Source organism: Actinomadura opuntiae (assembly GCF_030283205.1).
GTDB lineage: Bacteria > Actinomycetota > Actinomycetes > Streptosporangiales > Streptosporangiaceae > Spirillospora.
In genome coordinates, this window is sequence record NZ_JASNWF010000004.1 from 54529 (window position 1) to 76773 (window position 22245).

The window sequence follows — 22245 nt, forward strand, 5'->3', positions numbered from 1 at the left end:
GTGAGTTGACGTGGTGGCAGCGCCGCGCTCTATGGCGGTGGCGGTGTTGGTGGCGCACCAGTGTCCGGCCATGAGACCTCCTGAGCATCGATGGAACCGGCTAAGACGGTTCTAGCAGGTTCCGGTGTCGACGTGCAACCGGCTAAGGTGGTTCCATGAGTGCTCGGTTCCCTGACTTCCGTCTCGGCAAGGTGCTGGCGACCAGCTTCACGGGGACTCTGTCGGAGCGTCACGGCGACGCTGTGGAGCGCATCCCCACGCCGAACCGGCTCGTCGACTGGCTGGCGGTGAGCGGCCTCGCCGTGGAGTCCTGCACGACCGCCCAACTCGAACGCGCTTTGGAGTTGAGAGAGGCAATTCACGCCGCTGCGACAGCGGCCGCGCGCCGAGAACCTCTCCCTGCGTCTGCCGTGCAGGTCATCAATGACTGCAGCATTCGGGGCCGGGCCGCGGCCATTTTGACGCCCGAGGGCAGTCGGCAATGGCGGCTCAGCTCGCCTTCCTCCGTGGAGGATGCCCTGGGCGTCATCGCCGCCGACGCGATCAGCATCGTCGCAGGCGAACGAGACGGAAGATTGGCTTTGTGCGCATCGCCAACCTGCCAGGCAGCCTTCTTCGACACCAGCCAAAGTCGCACCCGCAGATGGTGTGACATGAACACGTGCGGGAATCGCCAGAAGAAGGCACGCTTCAGAGCCCACAAGCACGAAGACCCTGAATCAGCGAAGTAGTTGTTGCACTCGGTGCATCCAGGCGGGCTCCACAGTTGCGGCACGCCTGTCGCGCACCGTTAAGAGCCGTCCGCTGGGAGGTGGGGGTCGGCGCCGCTGCGGTGCAGACGGGTGCCGTAGGTGTGCCGGAGGGCGTGCGGGCGCAGCCCTGCCGACCGCGCGCACGGGCTGGGTGACGCCCGTGATGGTCAGAGGCCCGTACTGCCCGGTCCCCAGTGACCCGTCGGCGCGGCGCCTGGTTCGCCGGAGGGCGGCACGCGCAGTGGTTTGAGGGTCAGCCGCAGGTCGGCGAGCTCGTACCGTAGCCCCACCGCGGCCCACGCCTGGTTGACCGTGGCGACCGAGGCGTGGGCGTCCAGCAGCGCCCGTGTGCCAGGCCTTCACCGCGGCTTCGGTGCCGGGTTCGGTCAGGCATGCCGTGAACGTGCGGCAGTTGCGCTGGCAGGCCGCACCGTTTGCGCCGACAGCGTGGTCTGGTCAGGTGCCGCTCGACGTCGGCTAGGGCTCGTGCGGCGGCCGCCGCCAACTCGACCGCCTCCGTCTTGTCGCCAGTGCCCCCCGTCAGTACCTCGGACGGCGGCGTGGCCGCCGTCTTCGGGCAGCGCGGCACGACGGTCCGCCGGTCGTCGTCCGGGCTGTTACAGGCCATCGTTCGCTCCCCGTTGTCGTCCTGCCGTGGCGAGGTCGAAGGACGTTATCCGTGGTCAGGACGTGGCCGGCATCGTGGCGCCGGGCGGCGGCCGTCTGGGGCGGGAGGGTTGAGTGCACATGTCGGATGGATGGTCTTGGCACTGCCCCGTGCTGGCCGCGGCTGTTCAGGCAGATGGCCTGGGCGAGTTCTTTGGCGTATCGCCGTGCGTTGCTGCCTGGTCGCCTTATCTCGGGTGGCAGGGCGGGGTGTCCGAACCGCCCTCGACGCACAGCTACGCCGCCGCCTCGGCTACCTGATGCCGCGCAGTTGGAACTTCAAGGTTCGGTGGGGCAGGACCCGTTCTGGGTCGGACGGGCTTTGGAGGTCATGGGTGGTGGACGCGGTAGCGCAGGTGTGTGACTTGCGGGGTGGTCAATCGGCGGACCGGGTCGAGTTCGATGTGGTCGGCCGGTAGGTCGTCGAACAGGCGGCGTCCCTGCCCGAGCAGGACCGGTACGACGTGCAGTTCCAGCTCGTCGAGCTGTCCTGCCCGTAGCAGCGCCTGCGCCGCGCCGGCGCCGTGCACCATCACGTCGCCGTCCCCGGCCGTGGCGCGGGCCTGGGCTGCGCATTCGCGGACGTCGGTGACGTAGCGGACGCTGCCCGGCGGCGGGTCGTCCGGGACGTGGTGGGTCAGGACGAAGATCGGGACGCCGTCGTGGTGGTCGCCCTGCCAGCGGTCGGCCAGTTCATAGGTGCGGCGGCCGGAGATGAGGGCGCGGCTGGCCAGCGCCTCGGAATAGACCTGTCCGCTGGGTCCCGGGTCGTTGCGCTGGTCGAGCCAGTTGAAGAGCCGGAACCCGCCGATGCCCATCGGCGCGTCCGGGCTGTCCTGCGGCCCGGTGACGTAGCCGTCCAGGGACATGGTCATGTACAGCCGGATGATCGCCATTGCCTCAGCCCTCCGTCCGCACGCGGTAGCGCAGGTGCGTCACGCCGGGCCCGTCCGCGGCGCGGAGCGGTTCGAGCTCGATGTGGTCGGGCGGCATGTCCCCGAAGAGCGGTTCGCCCCGCCCGAGCAGGACCGGGACCAGGTGGATCTGCAGTTCGTCGAGAACGCCGGCGGCGAGTGCCAGCCGGGCGGTGCGGGCTCCGTGGACCAGTACGTCCTTGTCGCCGGCCGCGTCTTTGGCCATGGTCATCGCGGCCGTCACGTCGCTCACGTAGGTGACGCCGGGCCATTGCGGCTCGGGGTCGGGCTGGCGGCGGCTCAGGACGAAGATCGGCACGCCGTCGTGGTGGTCGCCGCCCCAGCCGCCGGCGAGCTCGAACGTCCGCCGGCCGACGACGACCGCTCCGGTGGCCATGACCTCGTCCATGACCTCGCGGTTCGCCCCCGCCAGGTGGTCGAGGTCTTTCCTGCGATCGGCGTCGGCGTCCGGCAGAAGCCACTCGTGCAGCCGGTTCCCTTTGTCGCCGAGCCCGTTGCCGGGCGCCACGTTCGGCCCGGCGATGAACCCGTCCACCGACATCGACATGTACAGCACGGTCTTGCTCACGTTCCTGGTCCTTTCACGGGATGCCACGAGACGTTATCGCGGGTCCGATTCGGTGGTCGTGAACTCGATCTCAATGGCGACCTCGATCGTGTCGGCGACTCGGCCTCCAACTGGACGGTCTTGGTGACGCCGTGCAGGGTCAACTCGCCGACCAGGACGAAAGTCTCGCCGTCGAAATCGCGGACCTCGGTCGAGGTGAACCCGATCTGCGGGTACTCCTCCACGTCCAGGAAATCGCCCGACCGGATGTGCTGATCGCGCTGTTCGTTGCCGGTGTGCACCGAGGCGGGGTCGATCACGCCGGTCACCCGGCGGGCGCCCTCGCCGACGCTCAGCACCGCCGAGACGAGCGCGAACGTCCCCCTGATCTTGCCGACGCCCATGTAGCGGACCTTGAACGAGATATCGGAATGAACGGGATCGCCGGCCCAGGCGCCGGCGGCGAGGGGGTTATCGACACTGATCATGGCGTATGGCTCCCTTTGTTGCTCGGGCACGTTCGTTAACGGCACCCGGTGAACCGGTAGCTCGACTCACCTTGGCAGGAATCGGTACACGCCGATAAGGTCCGATTCCGTGGGCCGTTCGGGTACCAATTCAGGGCCGGCCGAGGACCTGCTCATCGAGCTGGACCGCGATGCCGGGGTGCCTCTGCATCGGCAGATCGAGGCGTCCATCCGCACGAGCATTCGGGCGGGACGGCTGCGAACGGGCGCGTCGCTGCCGCCCACCCGCACCCTCGCGGCCGGCCTCGGGGTTTCCCGCGGGGTGGTCGTGGAGGCTTACCAGCAGCTCGTGGCCGAGGGCTATCTCGCCAGCCGATCGGGCGGGTACACGCAGGTCGCCGCGTCGATGCCGCAGGTCGCCGCGGGGGCGGGCCCCGCTGCTCCGATACCGCGGCCGGCCGCGCGCAGGGTCGACTTCGGGTACGGGCGCACCGACGTGTCGCACTTCCCGCGGGCGGCCTGGCTGCGCTCGATCCGTACCGTGCTCACGACCACGCCCAACGACCGGTTCGCCTACCTCGACGGACGGGGCGTGCCGGAACTGCACGAGGCCCTGTGCGACTACCTCAACCGGGTGCGCGGCACCTCGTCCGCCCCGGGCAACGTGGTGATCTGCAGCGGCTACGGGCAGGGCATTTCGCTGCTGATCCAGGTGCTCGTCCAGCACGGCGCCAGGCGGATCGCCTTGGAAGACCCGTCGTCCAACGATGACGCCCGGGTGCTGGCCGCGGCCGCCGGTCTGGACGTGGTCGGCATCCCGGTGGGTCCGGACGGCGTCCAGGTCGATGCGCTCCATCGCGCCGACGCCGATGCGGTCGTGCTCACGCCGTCGCACCAGTGGCCCACCGGTGGAGTGCTGTCGGCTGGGGCGAGGGCCGAGGTGATCCGCTGGGCGAAGGACCGCGGCGCGATCGTGGTCGAGGACGACTACGACGCGGAGTACCGCTACGACCGGTCGCCGGTGGGCGCCATGCAGGGCTTGGCGCCCGATCAGATCGTCTACTGCGGTACGGCCAGCAAGACGCTCGCGCCCGGGTTGCGGCTCGGCTGGATGGTGGTGCCTCCCCGGCTGGTCGCCGACGTCACCGCGGCGAAGGTGCTCGCCGACCGCGGTTCACCGGTCATCGACCAGTTGGCGTTCGCCGACTTCCTCACGCGCGGCGAGTTCGACCGCCACCTGCGCCGGATGCGTCCGGTGTACCGGCGCCGGCGTGACGCGCTGCTGAGGGCCCTGCGCACTCACCTGCCCGATCTGGAACCGGCCGGGGTCGCCGCCGGGCAGCATGTGGTCGCCTGGCTCCCGCCCGGCCTCGATGAGGCGGCGGTGGTGGCGGCCGCCGCCCGGCGCGGGCTCGGCATCCACGGCGTCGGCCCGTACCGGATCGCCGGCACCGGGCCGGGCGGTCTCATCTTCGGCTACGCCATCCTCGGCGAGTCCGCCATCGCCGAGGGGGTCGCGCTGCTGGCGGCGGCCATCCGTGAGGTACGGGGATCCTGATCCCGCGCGCATTCGCATCAGCGTGCCGGACGGATGTTCTGGTTCAGGTGGAACACGTTGGCCGGGTCGTATGCGGTCTTCACCGCGGTCAGCCGCTCCAGCTTCGCGGCCGAGTACGCCCGCCGTACGCCGCGCTGCCCATCGGCCAGTTCGTCGGCCGCCAACGAGTTGACGTACACGCCGCTCGCATAGGGCTCGAGCGAGGCACCGGCGGCGCGGGCTGCACCCATCCGGGCGTCGTCCTCGGCCGGGTCGGTCCAGCGGGAGCCGGCGCCGAACTCGAACATCGTGCCGCGGTGGCTGAACGCCGCGTCCGCTTCCGGGACGTCGGCGATCGCACCGCCGTGCGCCTGCAGGTCGACGCTCGGCAGGTACGGGTTCGAGTTCAGGTCGGTACCGCCGCGCAGCAGGAACGCCTCGATCGCCGCGGTCGGGAATCGCCGCAGGTAATGGCCCGTGGAATAGCGGCGGTAGGCGTGGCCGCCGGTGGTGTCGTTGCGTTGCTGGAGGTCGAGGTAGGACGGTGTGGTGACGCGCGATGCGACGGAACGTCCGAGCGCCCGCATCGCGGGAAGCAGCCGGCGGCCCTGCGCCGGGTCGCCGACCCACACGAACCCCAGCGTGGCGATCGGACCGGCGGGACCGCTTTCGACAGCGGCGGTGAACGTCGCCTGCCGGGGCACGACGGCGTTCAGGTCGCGCCAGCCCTCGATGACCGGGACGGCGTCCTCGGCGCGGAAGTCGAACTCGGCGACCAGCGTCCGCGTGCCGGTGCGATGCAACGCGAACTCGAACTCGGTCACGATGCCGAAGTTGCCGCCCCCGCCGCGCAGCCCCCAGAACAGGTCGGGATTCTCGGTGCGGCTCGCGGAGACCACGTCGCCTTCGGCGGTGACCATCGTGTAGGAGACGACGTTGTCGCAGGCCAGGCCGTGCTGGCGAGCCAGCCAGCCCATGCCGCCGCCGAGCGTGAGCCCTCCGACGCCGGTGTGCGAGACGTTGCCGGCGGTGGTGGCCAGGCCGTACGCCTGGGCCGCCCGGTCCAGCGCGCCGAGCAGCGCCCCGCCCTGCACCCGGGCCCGGCGGCGGACCGGGTCGATCCGCACCCCGCCCATGGGCGTCAGGTCGATCATGAGACCGCCGTCGGGCACGGCGAAGCCGGCCGCGTTGTGGCCGCCGCAGCGCACGCCGATCTCCAGGTCCAGTTCCCGGGCCAGCCGCACGGCGGCCGCCACGTCGGCGACGCCCGCCGCGCGGACGATCATGCGTGGCCGCCGGTCGATCATGGCGTTCCAGACGGTGCGGGCGGTGTCGTAACCGGCGTCGCCGGGCATGAGGAGCCGGCCGTCGAAGCGAGTCGCTGTCGTTGTCATGCCACTCAGCCTGACAGGAATCGGTACCCGCAACATGGTCCGATTTCACCGGCTGATAAAGGACCAATTTCAGCGCGGCGGTGCCGAGGTCGGCGGGTGTGGTTAGTGGTGGAGTTCGGCGAGGATTGTGGCGGAGTGGTCGTCGTTGAAGACGTAGGTGATGATCGAGTAGGGCAGGTCGCCGTTGGGGTCGTGGGCCTCGAAGGTCCAGGCGAAGGGTTCTTTGCCGGCGTCCTCGATTTCGTAGCCGGTCGTCTTGGCCTTGGCGAGGGCGCTGTCGTAGGCGGCTTTCGGGGTGGGGGTCGTCAGGTTGATCGTGTATTGCAGGCAGTTCACGCCGTTGAGGTCGTTGCGGCTGCGGTCTTTGACCGTCACGCCGTCGGGGGTCGGGACGTCCGGGCAGGACGTTCCGGTGCCGCCGGAACTCGTGGGCGAGGTCGACGGGTGGGGGCTGCCCTGGAGGGACGAGCGGGTCGGGGACGCGGCCGCGCCGCCGGTGGTCGGGGTGTCCTTGGAGTTGCACGACGCGGTGGCCGTGAGCAGTGCGGCAACGCCGACGGCGACAGCGACGCGGGAAGAGATCACCGGCATAGCGGCTGATGCTAGGGGCGCCTGGCCTGCGGCGATACCGGGGGAAACACCGGGGTCAGCGGTCGAGCAGCCGGGTCGTCCGGTCATCGGGGTCGGGGGCTTCCTCGTCGGGGACGGCGGCCGGGGCGTGCAGCAGGAGGATGCAGGTGTCGTCCTCGCGCGTGCTGTCGATGAGCATGGCCTCCAGGATCTGGTCGGCCGTCTGCTCGAGGTCGTCGGTGGCGGCGGCGAAGGCCTTGGCCAGGCGTTCCTGGGTGGCCTCCAGCGGGACGTCGCGGCGTTCGATCACGCCGTCGGTGTAGAGCAGGAGCGTCGCGCCGGGGGCCAGGTGCGCGGTGTGGGTGGTGTAGGGGGCGTCGTCGAACACGCCCAGCATCATGTTCCGGCTGCGCAGGGGCGCGGTGGTGCCGTCCGGTCGCCGCAGGAGCGGGGGCGGGTGGCCGGCGTTCGCCCAGTGCAGCGTGCCGTCGGCGGTGAGGTGCATCAGGACGGCGGTCGCCATGTCGTCGCCCGTCTGGCTGATCAGCAGGCGGTTCAGCCGCTTCAGGATCTGGCCCGGGGAGTACCCGTCCAGCGCGTAGGCGCGGATGGCGGTGCGCAGCTGTCCCATGAGGATGGCGGCGTGCAGGCCGTGGCCGGTGACGTCGCCGAGGGAGGCGATGATGGAGCCGTCGGGGCTGGTGAACGCGTCGTACCAGTCACCGCCGACGTTCAGCCCGTCCTCGCCGGGGAGGTAGCGGGCCGTGAAGCGGACGGGCGTGTCGGTCGGCAGGTCGGTGAGCAGGGCGTGCTGGAGGCGCTCGGCGATCTGGTGCTCGTGCTCGTAGCGCATGGCGTTGTCGAGCGCGACGGCGCTGAGCCGACCGAGCTCGCCGTAGGCGGTGACGTCCTCGGCGGTGAACGGCTCGCGCAGCGGGGAGAAGGCGAGCACGCCGAGGGCCCGGCCGCGCGAGATCAGCGGGACGGCCAGCAGTTCCCGGTCGGCGGTGCCGGTGGTGACGCCGGGCGGGTCCTCGAGCCGGTGCGGAGCGGCGTGATGGACCAGGCCGGTCCGGTGGGCTCGGCGCACCACGTGCGGCGGGCGGGCGGGCGCCGCGGGGGACGGCGCGGTGCCGGGGACGACCAGGGCGAGCCCGGCGCCGCGCGGGGAGGCCGTGTCCTCCTCGGCCAGCCAGATCTCCAGGGCCGCGACGCGCTGGACCGCGACGAGGGTGTCCAGGCGTCCCAGGATCTGCTGCGGGTCGAGGGACGCCGACAGGGTGGCGCTGGCGTGGGCCAGGAAGGAGAGCCGGGAGCGCGTGTTCTCGGCGTGGGCGCGGGCCTCGCGCTCGGCCTGGAGCAGGTGCGCCTGGATCCGGTTGGCCTGGCGGAGCTGCTCGGTGATCTCGGCGAGTTCGGCGTGCAGCGCGAGGGTGCCCTGGTCGGTGCGCTCAAGCTCCTGGTCGTGCCAGCGCAGGCGCGCGTTCTGGCCGGCCAGCAGCTCCAGCAGATGCGCGGAGAGCGCGGCGGGGCCGGGGACGGGTGCCTCCGGCGCCGCGTCGGGTGCGGTCTCGGGGGACGCGGGGACGGACACCGCGAGCAGCCGGCTCCGGTCCCCGTTCCGGTCGGTCGTACGGGCGGGAAGCAGGTGGACCTCCAGCGACCAGGAGGACGCGTCCGCCCGGTCGTCGTCTTGGACCAGGCGGAGGCTGACGGCGGCGCCGGGCTGGCCCCGCAGGGCCTGGTGGGCCGCCAGGGCCAGGGTGATCTGGTCGGCGGTGGACGCGCCGTAACGCGCGGCCGTGCCGACCAGTTCCGATGCGGTCGCGTCCGGGGAGCCCGCGGCCGGATGCTCCGCGGTGATGCGGAGCAGCTCGTGCCTGCGGGCGTCGTGGGGGCCGGTGGAGGTCATGCCGGTGTCCTTGCGGTGTCGGCCGCCACCACCACGGTGGCGTCATCGGTTCCGCGGCGGCGGTCACGCCAGACAAGCGCTGCGATCACAGCGGGATGGCGGCCGATGAGGGCGGGATATCGGGAGAGGTCGAAACGGCGGACGCCGTCGGTGTGCATCACCAGCAGTCCCGGCGCGTGCCAGTCGAAGGGCTGCGGTGTCAGGCTGCTCTGGCGCCGTCCGGCGCCCGCGATCCCGGGCCGGGACGCCAGTGCGCGGTGCCGCAGCCGGTGGCCGGACGCGCTGAACAGGTGCGCCTCGACGTTGCCGACGCCGGCGAACTCCAGCGGACGGGCCTGCCCGGCCGCGTGCGGGTCCGCCGGGGTAGTGAGGCGGGCGGCGGCGACGGCGGCTCCGCGGGTGGAGCGCAGCGCGGTGTCGACGTGCGCGAGCAGTTCGGCGGGGGCGAGGGCGGGGTGTCCCGCGGCCGTGGCCAGCGCGGGCCTGCACGCCTGGGCCGCCGCCTCACCGATGGGCAGCACGGCGGTGTCGACCTCGCCGGCCAGCGGGGGGCCGTTCACCGCGGCCCGTCCGCCGGCGCGGACGGCCGGACGCCACCGGGGGCGGCGACCGCCAGGGTCCGCAGCGCGTCCGACAGCGACCTGCACATCACCACGCCGGGGAGGTCCAGGCCCATCTCGACCAGGGTGATGGCGACCGCGGGCTTCATCCCGGCCACGACGGTCCGGGCGCCCATCAGCCGGACCGCCGCCGCGATCTCGGTGAGCACCCGTGCGAGGTAGGAGTCGATCACCTGCACCGCGGTGATGTCGATGATCGCCCCGTCCGCACCGGCGGCGGCGACCTCGGCGAGCAGGTCGTCCCGCAACGCGGCTGCGACGTCGTCGGTCAGCTCGGTCTGGATGCCGGTCAGCAGGACGCCCTCCAGCCGCAGCACCGGCACCCGGTCGGCGCCGCTCATCGGCGGACCCGCGTGCTCGCCGTCGTCTCGGCCGCGGCCCGGTCCTGCGCGCCCAGGCGGGCCAGGGCCCAGGCCAGCGCGTCGGCCAGCGACGCCTGCGTGCGGATCTCCCCCAGATCGATGCCCAGCGCCGCGATGGTCTGCGCGATCTGCGGACGGATCCCGCTGATCACGCACGCGCTGCCCATCAGCCGGACCGCCGCCGCCGTCTTCATCAGGTGCTGCGCCACCACGGTGTCGACCATCGGCACCCCGGTGATGTCCAGGATGGCCACCCGGGCCCGCTGCTCGACGATCCCTTCGAGCAGCGACTCCATCACCACCTGGCCGCGGGCGCTGTCGAGGACGCCGACCAGCGGCACGGCCAGGACGCCCTCCCACAGCTTCAGCACGGGGGTGGAGGTCTCCAGGAGTTCCTGCCGCTGGCGCGCGATGATTCCGGCGTCGGCGGCCGACGCCGCCTCGGCGACCACCAGCCGCAGCGTCCCCATCAGCTCCATCGCCGCGACGACGGCGTCCTGCCCGGCCTCGTGGGGGTCGGCCGGACCGGCGACGCCCTGGCCCGCGAGGTGCCCGTCGGAGGAGAGCCCGGCGGCGCCGGGCTGCGCGTCCTCCGACCGCACCGCCCACAGCACGGCGCGGCCCAGCTCGGTCACCTCGGCGTGCACCTGGCTCGTCGAGACGCCGGCGTTCCTGCGCGCCTGGACCATGTCGGCCAGCGGGCCGCGCACCGGATCGAAGCCCGCCGCGCCGGTGTCGGCGAGCCGTCCGCTGTCGGCCACGTCCGCCAGGGCGTCGACCAGGCCCTGCGCCGCCCGCACCGCGGTGTCCCGGCTCGCCACGTACACCGTCTGGAACAGGGCCGCGTCGGCCCACCGCTGCGCCACCTGCTCCCGCCGCGTCCGCAGCGACCTGGCCAGACGCGTGCCGGATCCGCCCGCGCTCACAGCGCCGCGCACCGGGTCCGCCGCCGTGGCGGGACCCGTCGCGAGGCCGTGCCGTTCGGGTGGGACATCGCCCCAGTTCGCTCCGTTCACGTCTTCCCTTCCCAACTCGGGCGGTCGCCGTCACCGCGTACTCTGGTTCTCAGTGGGCAGCCCGCCTCGGCGGTAATGCCTGGCACTCACACGCAAAAGGGGAAACCGTGGAGCCGAACAGCGATCAGCTTCCGCGGCAGATCTCCATCCCCGCCCTGGACGAGGCGGCCCGCGCGCTCGTCACCACGTGGTGCCGGGCGCACGGCAAGATCGCCGGGAACGTGCCCCCCTCCCAGCTGCAGGCGCTGTACGCCATCGAGGCGCAGGCCGACATCAGCATGGGCGAGCTGGCGGCCCGCCTGGGGGCCACGTCCTCGGCCACCAGCCGGCTGTGCGACCGGATGATCGCGTCCGGGCTGCTGCTGCGCACCGGTCATCCCGACGACGGCCGCCTGGTCGTCCTGACGCCCACCGCGGAGGGCCGGCAGCTGCTGAACGAGCTGCGCCGGCAGCGGCACCGGGACCTGGAGGCCGTCCTGCGGCGCATGCCGCACGAAGTCCGGGCTCAACTACTGGCCGCCCTGAGCGCGTTCGCCGAGCACGCGACGGCCGGTGAGCCCCCGGCGGCCGCCCAGCTCGCGGCGGCCGCGGAGCCCGCGGTGGTCGCCGAGCCCGCGGGAGGCTCGCGGCCGGTCGCGGACGCCGGTCCGGCCGCCCTGTGCCAGGACGGCACCGGGTGAGCGCCGGCCGGCCTCGCCCGGGGTCCTGAGCACGCGAATTTAGTTTCCATATGGAAAACAATACTGGCGTATCCGACCGGACGGTAGGACCCGCCCGGATCGCGGCGGCATCCGCGCCCGGTTCCGCGCCGCCCCACGGGCGCCGCGAACCCCGCCACAGCGCCTTCTGGAGCGGACGTGCCCGCCGCCCGCCGCGCCGTTCACCGCGACGAGAATCCGATCATGAAAAGATCTCGACCGGGGCCGGCGGCCCGTCTCGGCCGGGGCGGACGGGCCCGGATCCGGCCCGCGCGGCCGGATCGGGCCGATGGGTGACCAATATTTCCAGATTTGTCGTTTCTACGGGTATCTTCGGTGCTGGCCTGCAGGTCGGTGAGACCGCTGAGCAGGGCATCACGCCCGGCGGCCGGCATCCGACCTACGACCGTGGCCAGGTGCTGGCGGCGCCGGTGCAGAATCTGGTGGAGGAGCCGCCGCCCATGCAGTCGCGAGAACAGCGCGGTCCGGCGCCTGCCGCCGCCACGGGCGTCCGGCCCGGCGAGCCCGCAAGCCTCCGTTCGGCCGTACCGATGTCCGAGGGCCCGCGATGACGCGGCTCCAGGACGTCGAGAACGCCCTGCGCCGCACGCCCGCCCATTCCCTGCCCGAGGGCCTGGAGGAGGCGCTCCGAACGTCCCTCCCCGCGGTCTCGGACGTCCGGCTCCTGCTCGCCGACTACCACCTCAACGCCCTCGTCCCGCTCGACGGGCGGGACGAGCAGACGTCCGTCCGGATGCACGGGACGCCGATGGGACGCGCGTTCGTGTCCCGGAGCACCACCTTCAGCCCCGTCCGGAGCCGGGCCGGGGACCGGGCGCGGTGCGAGGTCTGCGTGCCGGTCACCGCCCGCGGCGAGCGGCTCGGCGTGCTCGCGGTGACCACCGACGACCCGGCCTCCGACTCCCTCATGAGCGATCTGGCCGAGATCGCGGAGATCACCGGCTGCGCGCTGAAGGTCGCCTGGAACCACACCGACCGCTACGAGCGGGCCCGCCGCCTCCGCCGCCTCACGCTCGCGGCCGAGATCCAGTGGCAGCTGCTGCCCGGGCACGGCTGCGCGGGCGAGGAGTTCAGCCTGGCCGGCCACCTGGAGCCGGCGTACTCGATCGGCGGCGACAACTTCGACTGGTCGACCGAGCGCGACCACCTGGCGCTGACGGTGACCAACGGTTCCGGGACGGGAATCCAGGCGGCGCTGCTCACCTCGCTCACGGTCGGGGCGCTGCGCAACGCCCGGCGTTCGGGCGCCGACGTCACCGAGCAGGCGGCCCTGGCGAGCGACATGGTCAACGCGCGCTACAACGGGACGGAATTCACCGAGACGCTGATGCTGCGCGTGAACCTGGCCGACGGGGTGGTCTCCGCGGTCGACGCGGGCTCGCCCCACATCCTGCTGATGCGCGGCGGGACGGCGATGCCGGTCGAACTCGACCACCAGATGCCGCTCGGCATGTTCGGCGACACCCGGTACCAGGTGCAGCAGTTCAAGATCGAATCAGGCGACCGCCTGATCATCGTGAGCGACGGTCTCTACACGGCACCGGCATCGGCGGGCGGCGCCTTCGGCACCAACGCGCTGCAGCAGGCCGCCAAGCGGACCCGCGGGATGGACGCCGCCGAGGTCCCGCTGGCGATCATCGGGGAGCTCCTGGAGCATCTCGGCGAGCGGGACCTCGCGGACGACGCGGTGGCGGTGTGCCTGGACTGGCACCAGCCGGCCATCGACAGCGCCTCGTCCGCGCACCCCCGTTAGCCCCGCGGGCCCCCGCTCGCATCACTGAACGCCGCGCCCGCCGTCACAGGGCGCCGCCGCTTTCGGAGGGGCCCGAATTACCGGCGGGGTCGGTGCCGATGCCCGAGGCGCCGGGCACCTCGGACCGGGCGGCATCGATGTCGGTGACGCCGCGGAAGCTGCGGTAAGGGCCGGCCGGTGAACTCCGGCGTCGAGAGTCGTCCTGGTCGTCGTTCATTCCGTCCCGCCATGGTCGGTGCGGTGGACGGCGCCTCCGCGCACTGCCGCGTCATCAGCCGCTCCGCCGCTCGTGGGGCCGCCTCGTTCGGGTCGCCTCGTTCGGGTCGACCGCCGCCGCACCGATGGTAGTTGCCATCCGGCAAATGTCGATGGCGGTCCACCAGGACGTCCGGACGCAAGCGCGATCGGAGTGCCATTCGCCACAGCCCCTTCCGCCCGAAACCCCGAATCCGGCGCGCATAAGACACTCCGCGCTGGGAACGGTCGCCTAAAGTCACACGGAACGTGACCGCCTATGCACAGGAGGGTCGGTGCGCTTGGCGCCATGGCAGACAACTCCAGCAGCACACCCGGCGTCTCACCCCTGGAAGAAGCCGCCCGCGCCCTCATGGGGGTGTGGCATCAGGCCCGGCGCGCCGTCGCCGGGCACCTGTCGCCGGTGCAGCTGGACGCCATGGAGATCGTCGCCGACGTCCCCGGCATCACCCTCGGGCAGCTCGCCGAGGAGCTGCAGATGCTGCCCTCGTCCGCGAGCCGCCTGTGCGGCCGCCTGGAGACGGCCTCGCTGCTGCGCCGCGCACCGGGCCGCGCGGACCGCCGGCGGATCGCCCTCCACCTGACCGCCGACGGGACGGACCTGCTCAACGATCTGCGCCGGCGCCGCAGCACCGATCTGCAGGCGGTGCTGGAGCACATGACCGGCGAGGAGCGCGACCGGCTCCAGAACGGTCTGGACGCGTTCGCGCGGCATGCGGGCCGCCGCGTCCGGGCCCGCCCGCGCCGACCGGCGGCCGCCCGGCTCACCCGCCTGCACTCCGCCAACGCGGCCGAGCGCACCGCCCGCTCTCCCGCCGACCGCCTCCCGTAGCAGGTCAGAGGCCGCACAGCCGGGAGGATGCCACCGCCGCGACCCGCTCGGCCGCTACCGCGTCGCCTCCGCGGCGGCGCTTGAGCCCTGCTCGCGGACGGCTCCCCCGCCGGTGGTGCCGGTGACGTCGGCGATGGCGCGCGGGAGCGTCGGGCTGAGGGTCATGTGCTCGTCGAGGCCGGTGCGGTTCATGCGGACGTCACCGGCGGTGAGGTAGTCGATTTCGCCCGCCACATAGACGACCAGAACGGACTCGTGGGTTTCGACGCGAACCGTGACGGTGTTGTCGGCGTCGCGCCACACTCGTCCTCGATCGGACGCGCTGCCCGGCACGGTGCTGATCGTCATGACTTCCACCTCCGCATTCGTCGGAGAGACTACCCGCCATCAGTCCGATCATTCTGCCGGGGCACGGCGCCCGCCCATCGTGGGCGATGTCACCTTGCGAGGCGGTAGTTATCGCCGTCACGGGGGATCAATGACGGAGAGGTCAAGACAGAAAGGCGGGCAGCCCCACAGCAGGCGTTGTCGTGATGGATGTGACTCAGGGCACCGGGAATGGGCGGAACACGCCGGAACCGGTCATGCACGCCGCCCCCAATCCCCTGGTGGCAGTGGACCGGGACGGCGTGATCGTCGACCTCAACCGGCCTGCCCGCTCACTGCTGCCCGCGACGCCGGGCATGCCGCTGGACGATGTGGCTCCGGCGTGGCTGGCCCGGGCGCACCGCCAGATCGACCATTCCCGCACCGCCGTCAACGGCTGGATCGGCGGGCGTCTCTTCCAGGCGCAGCCGACACCGTGGGAAGCGGGCGCCCCTGATTTGGGGGCCCAGCGGGGCTCTGAGCTCACGCTCTGCTGGTTGCTCGATGTCACCGATTGTCACCGGCAGGCCCAGGATCTGGCGGCCGAACGCGAGCGGACGGCGTTCCTGGCGGACGCGTCCAGCCGGTTGCTGGCGTCGCCGGATCCACGAGGGTGCATGGAGTCGATCGCCCGGCTGGCCGTGCGGCAGCTGGCCGAGGCGGCAATCGTGATCGGTCCGCCCAGCGGGCGCGGCCACGCCGTCGCCTATTGCGGCCCTGACGGCCGGCCGGTCTACCGGACTATGGCGATCAGTCCCGCCGACGCGCCGGGGCTGGACGAAGCGAAGCGGAACTCCTCGACGCCCATACTCTGGACCGATCCATCCGCCGCCCCCGAATGGATCGTTCGGGAGTCGTTGCCCGAATTCGGCTCGATGGGCGTGGTTCCGCTTCCCGGACAAGGCGCAGCGACCGGCGCCTTGATGCTGCTACGGCGCCGCGGTCGGGAGGAGTTCTCCGCAGAGGACGCGACGCTCACGCGACTCTTCGTCGAGCGAGCGGGAGCGGCGATGTCCGCCGCCTTTCTCCAGGAAGAGCAGTCGTCGATCGCCGAGGCCCTGAAAAGCGAATTGATGCCATTGCGCATCGGTGAACTCGAAGGCGTCGAACTGTCGGTACGGCACCGTCCCGTCCAGCACGGGGAACGGCTGGCGGGCGACTTCTATGACATTTACCCCGCGTCGGACCCCGACGGGGAATCGACGGTGGTGTTGGGAGACGTGTGCGGCCGGGGGCTGGAGGCCGCCGTCCTCACCGCCAAGGTCCGCAACACGTTGCGGGCCCTGCTCCCGCTCACGCGCGACCACCACCGAACGCTGCAAACGCTGAACCGGACGCTGCTGCGTCCCGAGAGCACCCGGTTCGTCACCCTCCTCCTCGCGTCGATCCGGAGGGACGGCGCCCAGGTCCACCTCAAGGTGACCAGCGCCGGGCACACCACCCCGCTGATCGTCCGTGCGGACGGCTCCGTCGAGCCGGTCGCCACCAGAGGCTCGCTCATCGGCGTCCTGGACGACATCTCCTCCGTCACTGCCACCGTGACGCTGGAGCCCGCCGACACCTGCCTGCTGTATACCGACGGCATCGCCGAAGCCACCGGTGGGGCGCGGCAGGAGGTGTTCGGCAGCGAGCGGCTGCGCACCGAGCTGCGCCGGTGCGGCGGGATGCCGCCCGAGGCGCTCGTGGAGCACGCGCACGCCCTCATCAGCGAGCTGGCCGGTCCCGTCCCCCGCGACGACCGGACGGCGATCGCGATCAGCGCTCCCCGCCGGTTCCATCTCAGCGCCGTCGGCGGGCAGGGCCCCGGCAGGTACACGGCATGACCGGGCGGGGTCACTCGGTGAGGCGGTGCAGGTCGGTGAGGATCTCGGACGCGGTGACGGGGTCGAGCTCGCCGAAGGCGAAGGGCTTGCCGGAGTGGCGGCCCGTCATGAGCATGACGCGTTCGATGTGCTGCTCGGCGTGCTCCTCGGGGTCGAAGACGCGGATGCCGGGCTCGAAGGCGACCATCACGTGCCGCTCGTCCGGCGTCACGCGCATCACCTGCCGGCGGAAGCCGCCGGTCTCCTTCTCGCCGAGTTCCCAGCCGCGGGACGTCAGGCCGAGGATCCTGCCGAAGTGGACGGTGGCGCCCTCGAAGCGGCGCAGGCGGTCGCCGTCGCGTTCGTCGTCCTGGAGGGTATGGACGGGGCGCCCGAGCTGCGGGAACGGTTGCAGGATCTCGTAGTCGGCGAGGATCGCGGCCCAGGCGCGGACGGCGTCCTCGCCGAGGACGAGCGGGTGCGGCAGGGCGACCCGGGCGTCGCCGGGGAGCGTGAAGGCGTCGTCGCGGACGTCGGCGAGGGTCCCGTCCTCCGCGACCCGGAACGCGTCCGCGCCGGCCGACCACACCAGGCGGCGGGCGATGGTGCGCATCAGCGGATGCCCGAGGAAAAGGGCGGTGAACTCCTCGGCCGCCCAGGTCCGTCCGGTCGCCATCGCCGCTTCCAGCCGCTTGGTCTGGTCCGCGGTGACCGTGCGGGCCTGCTTCTTGAGGTCGGTGAAGCGCTGGTAGGCGGCGGGAGCGAGGGTGCCGTCGTCGTTGGCGCCCGGCTTCGGCAGCGTCTTGCGCGGCTTGCCGTTCTGGTCGGTGACGAACGGCTTGAGCTCCTCGTCGAAACCCACCACGAAGCGGCGCGGCCCGTAGTCGAGCGTCAGGGAGCCGTCGGCGTCCAGGCCCAGGTCGGGGACGAGCCGGTCGGCGAGCTGCTCCTGGGTGAGCCCGCGCTCCTCGGCGGCGCTTTCCAAAGCCTTCCGCGCGTACTTCCGGATCCACTTCTCGTCGTTGGCCTTGTTCGCGAGCCGGTCCAGGTGGCGGAGGGCGGAGTCGGTGCCGAGACGGCCGAACAGGTGGAGCGCCGACTGCCCGCCCGCCGCCCACACGTACGCCCTCGACCATCGTTCGACGATCGGCGCGAGCCGGTCGGCGGTCCGGTCGTCGCCGTGCTCGGCCAGGAGGTACTGCACGCCGGGGAACGCCCACAGTTTGGGATGGCGGTCGGCCTCGTAGAGCGCCCAGGCGAACTCGGCGAGCGATTCCGGGTCGAGGGCGGCGGTGACCAGGGGGACGCCGGGGTACGGCCTCCACCTCTCCGAAATGGACAGCATCGTCAGCAGGTGTCGGGTCGCGGAGGACGAAAGTGCCTGCCTGCGCCCGCGTAGCAGGATCCGCGGCAGCCTTTCGGGGTCCCAGCCTTCCGGGAGGTCCGGCAGCGGGTCGGGGTACACGTCGAGCGGGTCGGTGCGCAGTCCGGAGACCGCCTGCACGGCCTCGTCCCCGTAGTGGCGGGCGGCATCCGCGATCACATCATGGCCGTGCCGTTCCGCAACCGAGCGGAGCACGGCCTCCGCGCGTTCCCGCTTCGGGCCCGGCTTGCGCAGCGTGTCCGGGATCACCAGCCGGACGGCGTCCACGCCGTGCAGGTCGAACCAGCCGTCCTGCACCGGGTTGCTTCCGTGCTCGTCGAAGCTCTTGATCATTCCCTGGGCGACGGCGTGGTCCAGGAAGGGGGCGAGCGGGTACACGCCCCAGCTCTTCTTCTTCAGCTGGTGCATCACCAGCGGGTAGGCGGCCATCTCGTGACGCGCCACCGCGCCGCGGTCGGCACCGAGGTTCGAGAAGTCGGTGAAGGCGTCCCAGTAGCGCTCGTCGGCGAGGAGCTTCTCGCCGAACTCCCGGGGCGCCTGCATGACGAGGCCCACGAAGAGCCGCTCGAACCGCGACCTGGACGGCCAGTCGCGCGGCTTCCACAGTTCGAGGGCCTGGTCGCCGCCGAAGAACGCGGCGAGCTCGTCCCAGTCGGTGTCCTCGGGCAGGCGTTCCAGCGAGTACTCGTACGGGGCCTCCAGCCATTTCTCCCGCTGGCCGGGCGCCCAGCGGACGACGGTCGGCTCTCTGGACGCCTTCAGCTTGAGGACGACCGGCTCCCGAATCCCACCCGCCCAGGGCGGCCGGACGAGCAGGGCGGGCAGCGCGCTGTCGGGGGCGTCTTCGACATGGGGGTCGCGTGTCATCGTTTCCAGTCTCACGGGGGGCGGACGCTCGTCGATCTTGAGACGTCCCGGACCCGCCTCCGGTTTCCGCCGGCCCGGCCCGCGCGCGGTCGAGCCGCGATCAGCCGTCGCGGGGCAGCAGGTGTTCGAGCAGCGTCTCGCTGATGTCGCCGAGCTGGCGGACCTGTTCGGGCGACAGGACGTCCGGCGTGCCGTTCACGGTCAAGGAGAACCTGGACGTGGCAGGCGGCGCGACCACCCGCGGTTTCGCCGGGCTCGGCCGCGCCGTCGCGTCGCGGCCGGACGCCGGGCGGTTCGAGCGGCGGGGACGCGGTCGCGCTCGTCACGGGGATGACCGCGCTGGGGATCGCCAACGACCTCGGCGGGTCGCTGCGGTTCCCCGCGCAGTGCTGCGGCGTCGCCTCGCTCAAGCCGTCCTTCGGGCGGATTGCGGCGCATTCGGAGGCGGCGGCCGAACTGCCGATGAGCTTGCAGCTGTTGCAGGCAAACGGGCCGATGGCGCGCAGGGTCGCGGACCTGCGGCCGGCGTTCGCCGCGGCCTGCCGGCCCGACCCGCGCGACCCGTGGCAGGTCCCCGTCCCGCTGGAGGGGCCCCGCTCGCCCGTCCCCTCGGTGTGGCGCTCACGCTAGGGACGGTGCCCGCGCGGCCGCCCCCGTCCGGATGCCGGACGGGGGCGGAGGTCGCGGTCAGCTCGCGACGACGGGGGCGGGGTCGGCCGTTTCCGCGGCGGCCGGGGCCGGTGCGGCGGCGCGCGGCAGGACGAGGGTGACCGCCAGTCCGACGACCATTCCGGCCGCCGTCAGCAGGACCACGACGATCTCGCCGTGGGCGGTGGCGGAGCGCAGCGCCTCGCCGGTCTTGCCCTCGGTGCCGATGTCGGCGAGCGCGGTGAACACGGCCAGGCCGATGGCGTTGCCGATGTTGAGGGCGGTGGAGGCGATGCCGTTGGCGACGCCCTGCTCGTGGGCGGCGGTGCCGGTCGCGGCGGCGATCCACATCGCCGTCCAGACGATGCCCTGGCCGACGCCGGACACCACGAGCCCGGGGACGAGGAGCCCGTAGCCCGCGTCGGCGTCGAACCCGAGCGCCATGACCGCCGTGCCGACGACGCCGATCGCGAAGCCGATCAGCAGGGTGGCGCGCAGGCCGATCTGGGTCGTCAGCCGCTCGCCGAGTTGCGTGCCGGACGCGATCGCCAGCGACGGGACCAGGAACGCCATCCCGGTCTGCAGGGCGCTGTAGCCGTGCACGCTCTGCATGAGCACGGTCAGGAAGTAGGGCAGGACGCCGAACGTCGCCATGTAGATGAACGTGACGCTCATGCCGATGGTCAGGCTCCGGTTGCGGAACAGCCGGAACGGCATGAGCGGGTCGGCGCTGCGCCGCTCGATGACCGCGAACGCCGCCAGCAGCACGGCGGCCAGCACGAACGCGCCGGCCACCGGCGGGGCGCCCCAGCCCTCCTCCGGCCCCTCGACCAGGGCGAACACCAGCAGCGTCGCGCCGCCGGTGACGGTCAGCGAGCCGGGCAGGTCGAAGCGCCGCCGCTGCCCGCCGGCCGGGTCGGGCGGGATCACCGCCAGCGCGGCCAGCGCCACGAGGGCGGCCAGCGGCACGTTGACGTAGAAGACGGCCGGCCAGCCGAAGTTCTCGGTGAGGACGCCGCCGAGCAGCGCCCCGATCGTCAGGCCGCTGGCGCCCGCGCCGCCCCAGACCGCCAGGGCCCGGTTGCGCTGCGGTCCCTCGGCGAACAGCGTGTTGATCAGCGACAGCGTGGACGGCAGCAGCAGCGCGCCGCCGATCCCCTGCACCGCCCGCGCCGCGATGATGGTGGCGGGGGATGGCGCGAGGCCGCCGGCCAGCGACGAGACGGCGTAGAGGGCCAGGGCGGACACGAAGACGCGGCGGCGGCCCAGCAGGTCGGCGGCGCGCCCGCCGAACAGCAGGAACCCGCCGGCGAACACGACGTAGGCGCTCACCACGAGCTGCTGCGTCTGGCCGGGGAAGCCCAGCTCGGCGCCGATCTCGGGGAGCGCGACGAACACGATGTTCAGGTCCAGCGCGTAGATCAGTTGCGCGAGCGCCAGCAGGGCCAGGGTCCAGCCCAGCCGCCGTCCGGCGGGCTGCCTTGCGAGAGCGGACATGCCTGAGGACACCCTTCGGGGTCGGGAGGGAACCGGGCCGGCGGGCAGGGCCGGCCGCCCGGAATACGACTGTACGAATACTTACGTACGATCGCACCGACCGGCAAGGGGTTCCGGACGATTGTTCGACTATCGCGGTACGGTAGGACCATGAGGTACCGTCACCCGGACCGCGGCCAGATCCGCATCGACGGGGTGCTGTCGGCGCTGGGACACCCGGTGCGGCTGGCCGCCGTCCGCGTGCTGGACGGCGGCGGCGAGCACAACTGCAGCAGCGTGCTGGTCGAACTGGGCATCGCGGCCAAGTCGACCATGACCCACCACTGGCGCGTCCTCCGCGAGAGCGGCGTGATCTTCCAGGAGCCGTCCGGCCGGGAGAACCTGCTGACCCTGCGCCGCGACGACCTGGACGCCCGCTACCCCGGCCTGCTGGACGCCGTCCTCGCCGGCGCCCGCACCGACGAGGCCGCCTCCTGACCCACCCGGGTCAGGACGCTCCCGGGCTCGGCGGCGTAGCGGCGGCTTCGGAGCCGGCGGTAGTGCTCCGGAGGTCGAGCACCAGAGCGCGGTGATCGGACACCTCGGGCTCGGTCGCGATCTCGAACCGTTCGACGGCGGCGGGGTCGGAGACCAGCAGGTAGCCGGCGTGCCGGATCGGCTTGCGATACCGGGACGTCCGGGTGTCGGCCTCGCCGACCAGGTCGGTCAGCCCGAGGTCGGCGAGGATCTGGAAGGTCTTGCTGTCGGGCAGCAGGTTGAAGTCGCCGCACACCACGGTGACGTCGCCGGCCTGGCGCGCCTCCTCGATCAGCGCCGCGAGCCGTTCGGCCTGCGCGTGGCGGGCCGGGGTGTCGCCCTTGCCGCGCGGGTCGCGCAGGCCGTGGAGGTTGACGACGGTGACGAACCGCCGCGCCCGGCGGTCGTGCACGCGCACGGCCAGCGCGGCGCGCGGCCGGCCGTCGGTCGGCCACTGGGCGCGGTGCTCGGTGTAGTCGCCGTGCACGAACGCCGAACGCAGGCCGACCACGGGGAAGGACTCGGAGACGAAGGTGGCCAGGCCGAAGTCCTGCCGGTGGTGACGCTGTAGTCCGTCCTGCACCGGGCCGGCGTCGCTCGCGGTGAAGATCCCGTGGTGGCGCGGGAGGCGAGAGCGGACGTCGGCCAGGAGGTTCGCCCGCTGGGGCAGCGACCGGTCGGCGTCGTCGAAGCGCGTCCAGCCGTCGAGGCCGGGCGTGTGGGTGACCTCCTGGAGGCACAGGACGTCGGCGTCGCAGGTGTCGAGCCAGGGGGCGAGGTCGTCGAACAGCGCGCCGCCCCAGGCGTTCAGGGAGATGATCCGCACGT

The 22245-nt window shown here is 72.4% G+C and carries 22 protein-coding genes and 1 pseudogene; 9 read left to right on the forward strand and 14 right to left on the reverse strand.

Translation table 11 applies throughout. From position 1 onward, the window contains the following. The first annotated feature begins 155 nt into the window (after window positions 1-155). Window positions 156-731, forward strand: a complete 576-nt coding sequence (locus tag QP089_RS09150) for a CGNR zinc finger domain-containing protein (protein ID WP_285910972.1) — start codon at window positions 156-158, stop codon at window positions 729-731. A 1016-nt stretch (window positions 732-1747) separates the two neighbouring features. Here the strand turns inward: QP089_RS09150 and QP089_RS09155 are convergent. From QP089_RS09155 to QP089_RS09165, 3 genes are read right to left on the reverse strand one after another with little or no spacing between them, the layout of a single operon-like run. Beyond that, window positions 1748-2314, reverse strand: a complete 567-nt coding sequence (locus QP089_RS09155; RefSeq protein ID WP_285910973.1) for a dihydrofolate reductase family protein — start codon at window positions 2312-2314, stop codon at window positions 1748-1750. A 4-nt stretch (window positions 2315-2318) separates the two neighbouring features. After that, the gene (locus QP089_RS09160; RefSeq protein WP_285910974.1) at window positions 2319-2921 is read right to left on the reverse strand and encodes a dihydrofolate reductase family protein; all 603 of its coding nucleotides are present in this window, start codon (window positions 2919-2921) and stop codon (window positions 2319-2321) included. Then, entirely contained in the window at window positions 2918-3388 is a 471-nt protein-coding gene (locus QP089_RS09165; protein ID WP_285910975.1) for a YceI family protein, read from the reverse strand. Before QP089_RS09165 ends, QP089_RS09160 begins: the two co-directional genes overlap by 4 nt. Window positions 3389-3497: 109 nt before the next feature. Here QP089_RS09165 and pdxR point away from each other — a divergent pair, with 109 nt between their 5' ends. Next, the gene (pdxR, locus tag QP089_RS09170; protein WP_285910976.1) at window positions 3498-4925 is read left to right on the forward strand and encodes a MocR-like pyridoxine biosynthesis transcription factor PdxR; all 1428 of its coding nucleotides are present in this window, start codon (window positions 3498-3500) and stop codon (window positions 4923-4925) included. Between the two features lie 17 nt (window positions 4926-4942). Here the strand turns inward: pdxR and QP089_RS09175 are convergent, their stop codons facing one another. The 6 genes from QP089_RS09175 to QP089_RS09200 form a co-directional block, all read right to left on the reverse strand. After that, window positions 4943-6298 (reverse strand): FAD-binding oxidoreductase, encoded by a 1356-nt coding sequence (locus QP089_RS09175; RefSeq protein ID WP_285910977.1) that lies wholly within the window; start codon window positions 6296-6298, stop codon window positions 4943-4945. A 102-nt stretch (window positions 6299-6400) separates the two neighbouring features. Beyond that, on the reverse strand, window positions 6401-6889 hold the full coding sequence (locus QP089_RS09180) for a hypothetical protein (protein WP_285910978.1): 489 nt from the start codon (window positions 6887-6889) through the stop codon (window positions 6401-6403). Between the two features lie 55 nt (window positions 6890-6944). Next, the gene (locus QP089_RS09185; protein WP_285910979.1) at window positions 6945-8780 is read right to left on the reverse strand and encodes a PP2C family protein-serine/threonine phosphatase; all 1836 of its coding nucleotides are present in this window, start codon (window positions 8778-8780) and stop codon (window positions 6945-6947) included. After that, window positions 8777-9340 (reverse strand): hypothetical protein, encoded by a 564-nt coding sequence (locus QP089_RS09190; RefSeq protein ID WP_285910980.1) that lies wholly within the window; start codon window positions 9338-9340, stop codon window positions 8777-8779. The genes QP089_RS09185 and QP089_RS09190 overlap by 4 nt, the downstream gene beginning before the upstream one ends. Then, entirely contained in the window at window positions 9337-9741 is a 405-nt protein-coding gene (locus tag QP089_RS09195; RefSeq protein WP_285910981.1) for an STAS domain-containing protein, read from the reverse strand. The genes QP089_RS09190 and QP089_RS09195 overlap by 4 nt, the downstream gene beginning before the upstream one ends. Then, window positions 9738-10778, reverse strand: coding sequence for an STAS domain-containing protein (locus QP089_RS09200; protein WP_285910982.1), 1041 nt, complete (start codon window positions 10776-10778; stop codon window positions 9738-9740). The genes QP089_RS09195 and QP089_RS09200 overlap by 4 nt, the downstream gene beginning before the upstream one ends. Before the next feature lie 107 nt (window positions 10779-10885). On the opposite strand from QP089_RS09200, the gene QP089_RS09205 reads away from it, so the two are divergent. The 3 genes from QP089_RS09205 to QP089_RS09215 all read left to right on the forward strand — a co-directional run bounded on the left by QP089_RS09205 (window position 10886) and on the right by QP089_RS09215 (window position 13250). Beyond that, window positions 10886-11458 (forward strand): MarR family winged helix-turn-helix transcriptional regulator, encoded by a 573-nt coding sequence (locus QP089_RS09205; protein WP_285910983.1) that lies wholly within the window; start codon window positions 10886-10888, stop codon window positions 11456-11458. A 311-nt stretch (window positions 11459-11769) separates the two neighbouring features. Beyond that, window positions 11770-12048 (forward strand): hypothetical protein, encoded by a 279-nt coding sequence (locus tag QP089_RS09210; protein ID WP_285910984.1) that lies wholly within the window; start codon window positions 11770-11772, stop codon window positions 12046-12048. After that, window positions 12045-13250, forward strand: coding sequence for a PP2C family protein-serine/threonine phosphatase (locus QP089_RS09215; protein ID WP_285910985.1), 1206 nt, complete (start codon window positions 12045-12047; stop codon window positions 13248-13250). Before QP089_RS09210 ends, QP089_RS09215 begins: the two co-directional genes overlap by 4 nt. A gap of 43 nt (window positions 13251-13293) precedes the next feature. Here QP089_RS09215 and QP089_RS09220 read toward each other — a convergent pair whose 3' ends face one another. Continuing rightward, a complete protein-coding gene (locus QP089_RS09220; protein WP_285910987.1) occupies window positions 13294-13467 on the reverse strand; it encodes a hypothetical protein in 174 nt (57 codons plus the stop codon). A 327-nt stretch (window positions 13468-13794) separates the two neighbouring features. Here QP089_RS09220 and QP089_RS09225 point away from each other — a divergent pair, with 327 nt between their 5' ends. After that, on the forward strand, window positions 13795-14337 hold the full coding sequence (locus QP089_RS09225; protein WP_285910988.1) for a MarR family winged helix-turn-helix transcriptional regulator: 543 nt from the start codon (window positions 13795-13797) through the stop codon (window positions 14335-14337). A 54-nt stretch (window positions 14338-14391) separates the two neighbouring features. On the opposite strand, the gene QP089_RS09230 is transcribed toward QP089_RS09225, so the two are convergent. Further along, window positions 14392-14685 carry a hypothetical protein gene (locus QP089_RS09230; protein WP_285910989.1) on the reverse strand — a complete coding sequence of 98 codons (294 nt, stop codon included), beginning with the start codon at window positions 14683-14685 and terminating at the stop codon, window positions 14392-14394. 281 nt (window positions 14686-14966) lie between these two features. Here QP089_RS09230 and QP089_RS09235 point away from each other — a divergent pair, with 281 nt between their 5' ends. After that, a complete protein-coding gene (locus QP089_RS09235; RefSeq protein WP_285910990.1) occupies window positions 14967-16526 on the forward strand; it encodes a PP2C family protein-serine/threonine phosphatase in 1560 nt (519 codons plus the stop codon). Between the two features lie 10 nt (window positions 16527-16536). On the opposite strand, the gene QP089_RS09240 is transcribed toward QP089_RS09235, so the two are convergent. After that, window positions 16537-18756: a DUF4132 domain-containing protein gene (locus tag QP089_RS09240; RefSeq protein ID WP_285910991.1), complete on the reverse strand. Its 2220-nt coding sequence runs from the start codon at window positions 18754-18756 to the stop codon at window positions 16537-16539. 276 nt (window positions 18757-19032) lie between these two features. Between QP089_RS09240 and QP089_RS09245 the strand changes: the two are divergent. Continuing rightward, window positions 19033-19386, forward strand: a pseudogene (locus QP089_RS09245) (amidase family protein); the annotation flags it as partial. Between the two features lie 57 nt (window positions 19387-19443). Here QP089_RS09245 and QP089_RS09250 read toward each other — a convergent pair. Then, a complete protein-coding gene (locus tag QP089_RS09250; protein ID WP_285910992.1) occupies window positions 19444-20901 on the reverse strand; it encodes an MFS transporter in 1458 nt (485 codons plus the stop codon). 150 nt (window positions 20902-21051) lie between these two features. Here QP089_RS09250 and QP089_RS09255 point away from each other — a divergent pair, with 150 nt between their 5' ends. Beyond that, the gene (locus tag QP089_RS09255; protein WP_285910993.1) at window positions 21052-21378 is read left to right on the forward strand and encodes an ArsR/SmtB family transcription factor; all 327 of its coding nucleotides are present in this window, start codon (window positions 21052-21054) and stop codon (window positions 21376-21378) included. Between the two features lie 10 nt (window positions 21379-21388). Here the strand turns inward: QP089_RS09255 and QP089_RS09260 are convergent, their stop codons facing one another. Beyond that, window positions 21389-22243 carry an endonuclease/exonuclease/phosphatase family protein gene (locus QP089_RS09260; RefSeq protein ID WP_285910994.1) on the reverse strand — a complete coding sequence of 285 codons (855 nt, stop codon included), beginning with the start codon at window positions 22241-22243 and terminating at the stop codon, window positions 21389-21391. Between the last annotated feature and the right edge of the window lie 2 nt (window positions 22244-22245).

What these genes read in the sequence shown, in the direction of transcription:
- QP089_RS09215 (WP_285910985.1), top strand. Translation starts at nt 12,045, where the DNA reads ATGACGCGGCTCCAGGACGTCGAGAACGCCCTGCGCCGCACGCCCGCC.
- QP089_RS09195 (WP_285910981.1), bottom strand. Translation starts at nt 9,741, where the DNA reads ATGAGCGGCGCCGACCGGGTGCCGGTGCTGCGGCTGGAGGGCGTCCTG.
- QP089_RS09230 (WP_285910989.1), bottom strand. Translation starts at nt 14,685, where the DNA reads ATGACGATCAGCACCGTGCCGGGCAGCGCGTCCGATCGAGGACGAGTG.
- QP089_RS09240 (WP_285910991.1), bottom strand. Translation starts at nt 18,756, where the DNA reads ATGACACGCGACCCCCATGTCGAAGACGCCCCCGACAGCGCGCTGCCC.
- QP089_RS09185 (WP_285910979.1), bottom strand. Translation starts at nt 8,780, where the DNA reads ATGACCTCCACCGGCCCCCACGACGCCCGCAGGCACGAGCTGCTCCGC.
- QP089_RS09155 (WP_285910973.1), bottom strand. Translation starts at nt 2,314, where the DNA reads ATGGCGATCATCCGGCTGTACATGACCATGTCCCTGGACGGCTACGTC.
- QP089_RS09225 (WP_285910988.1), top strand. Translation starts at nt 13,795, where the DNA reads ATGGCAGACAACTCCAGCAGCACACCCGGCGTCTCACCCCTGGAAGAA.
- QP089_RS09150 (WP_285910972.1), top strand. Translation starts at nt 156, where the DNA reads ATGAGTGCTCGGTTCCCTGACTTCCGTCTCGGCAAGGTGCTGGCGACC.
- QP089_RS09250 (WP_285910992.1), bottom strand. Translation starts at nt 20,901, where the DNA reads ATGTCCGCTCTCGCAAGGCAGCCCGCCGGACGGCGGCTGGGCTGGACC.
- QP089_RS09175 (WP_285910977.1), bottom strand. Translation starts at nt 6,298, where the DNA reads ATGACAACGACAGCGACTCGCTTCGACGGCCGGCTCCTCATGCCCGGC.
- QP089_RS09255 (WP_285910993.1), top strand. Translation starts at nt 21,052, where the DNA reads ATGAGGTACCGTCACCCGGACCGCGGCCAGATCCGCATCGACGGGGTG.
- QP089_RS09220 (WP_285910987.1), bottom strand. Translation starts at nt 13,467, where the DNA reads ATGAACGACGACCAGGACGACTCTCGACGCCGGAGTTCACCGGCCGGC.
- QP089_RS09180 (WP_285910978.1), bottom strand. Translation starts at nt 6,889, where the DNA reads ATGCCGGTGATCTCTTCCCGCGTCGCTGTCGCCGTCGGCGTTGCCGCA.
- QP089_RS09165 (WP_285910975.1), bottom strand. Translation starts at nt 3,388, where the DNA reads ATGATCAGTGTCGATAACCCCCTCGCCGCCGGCGCCTGGGCCGGCGAT.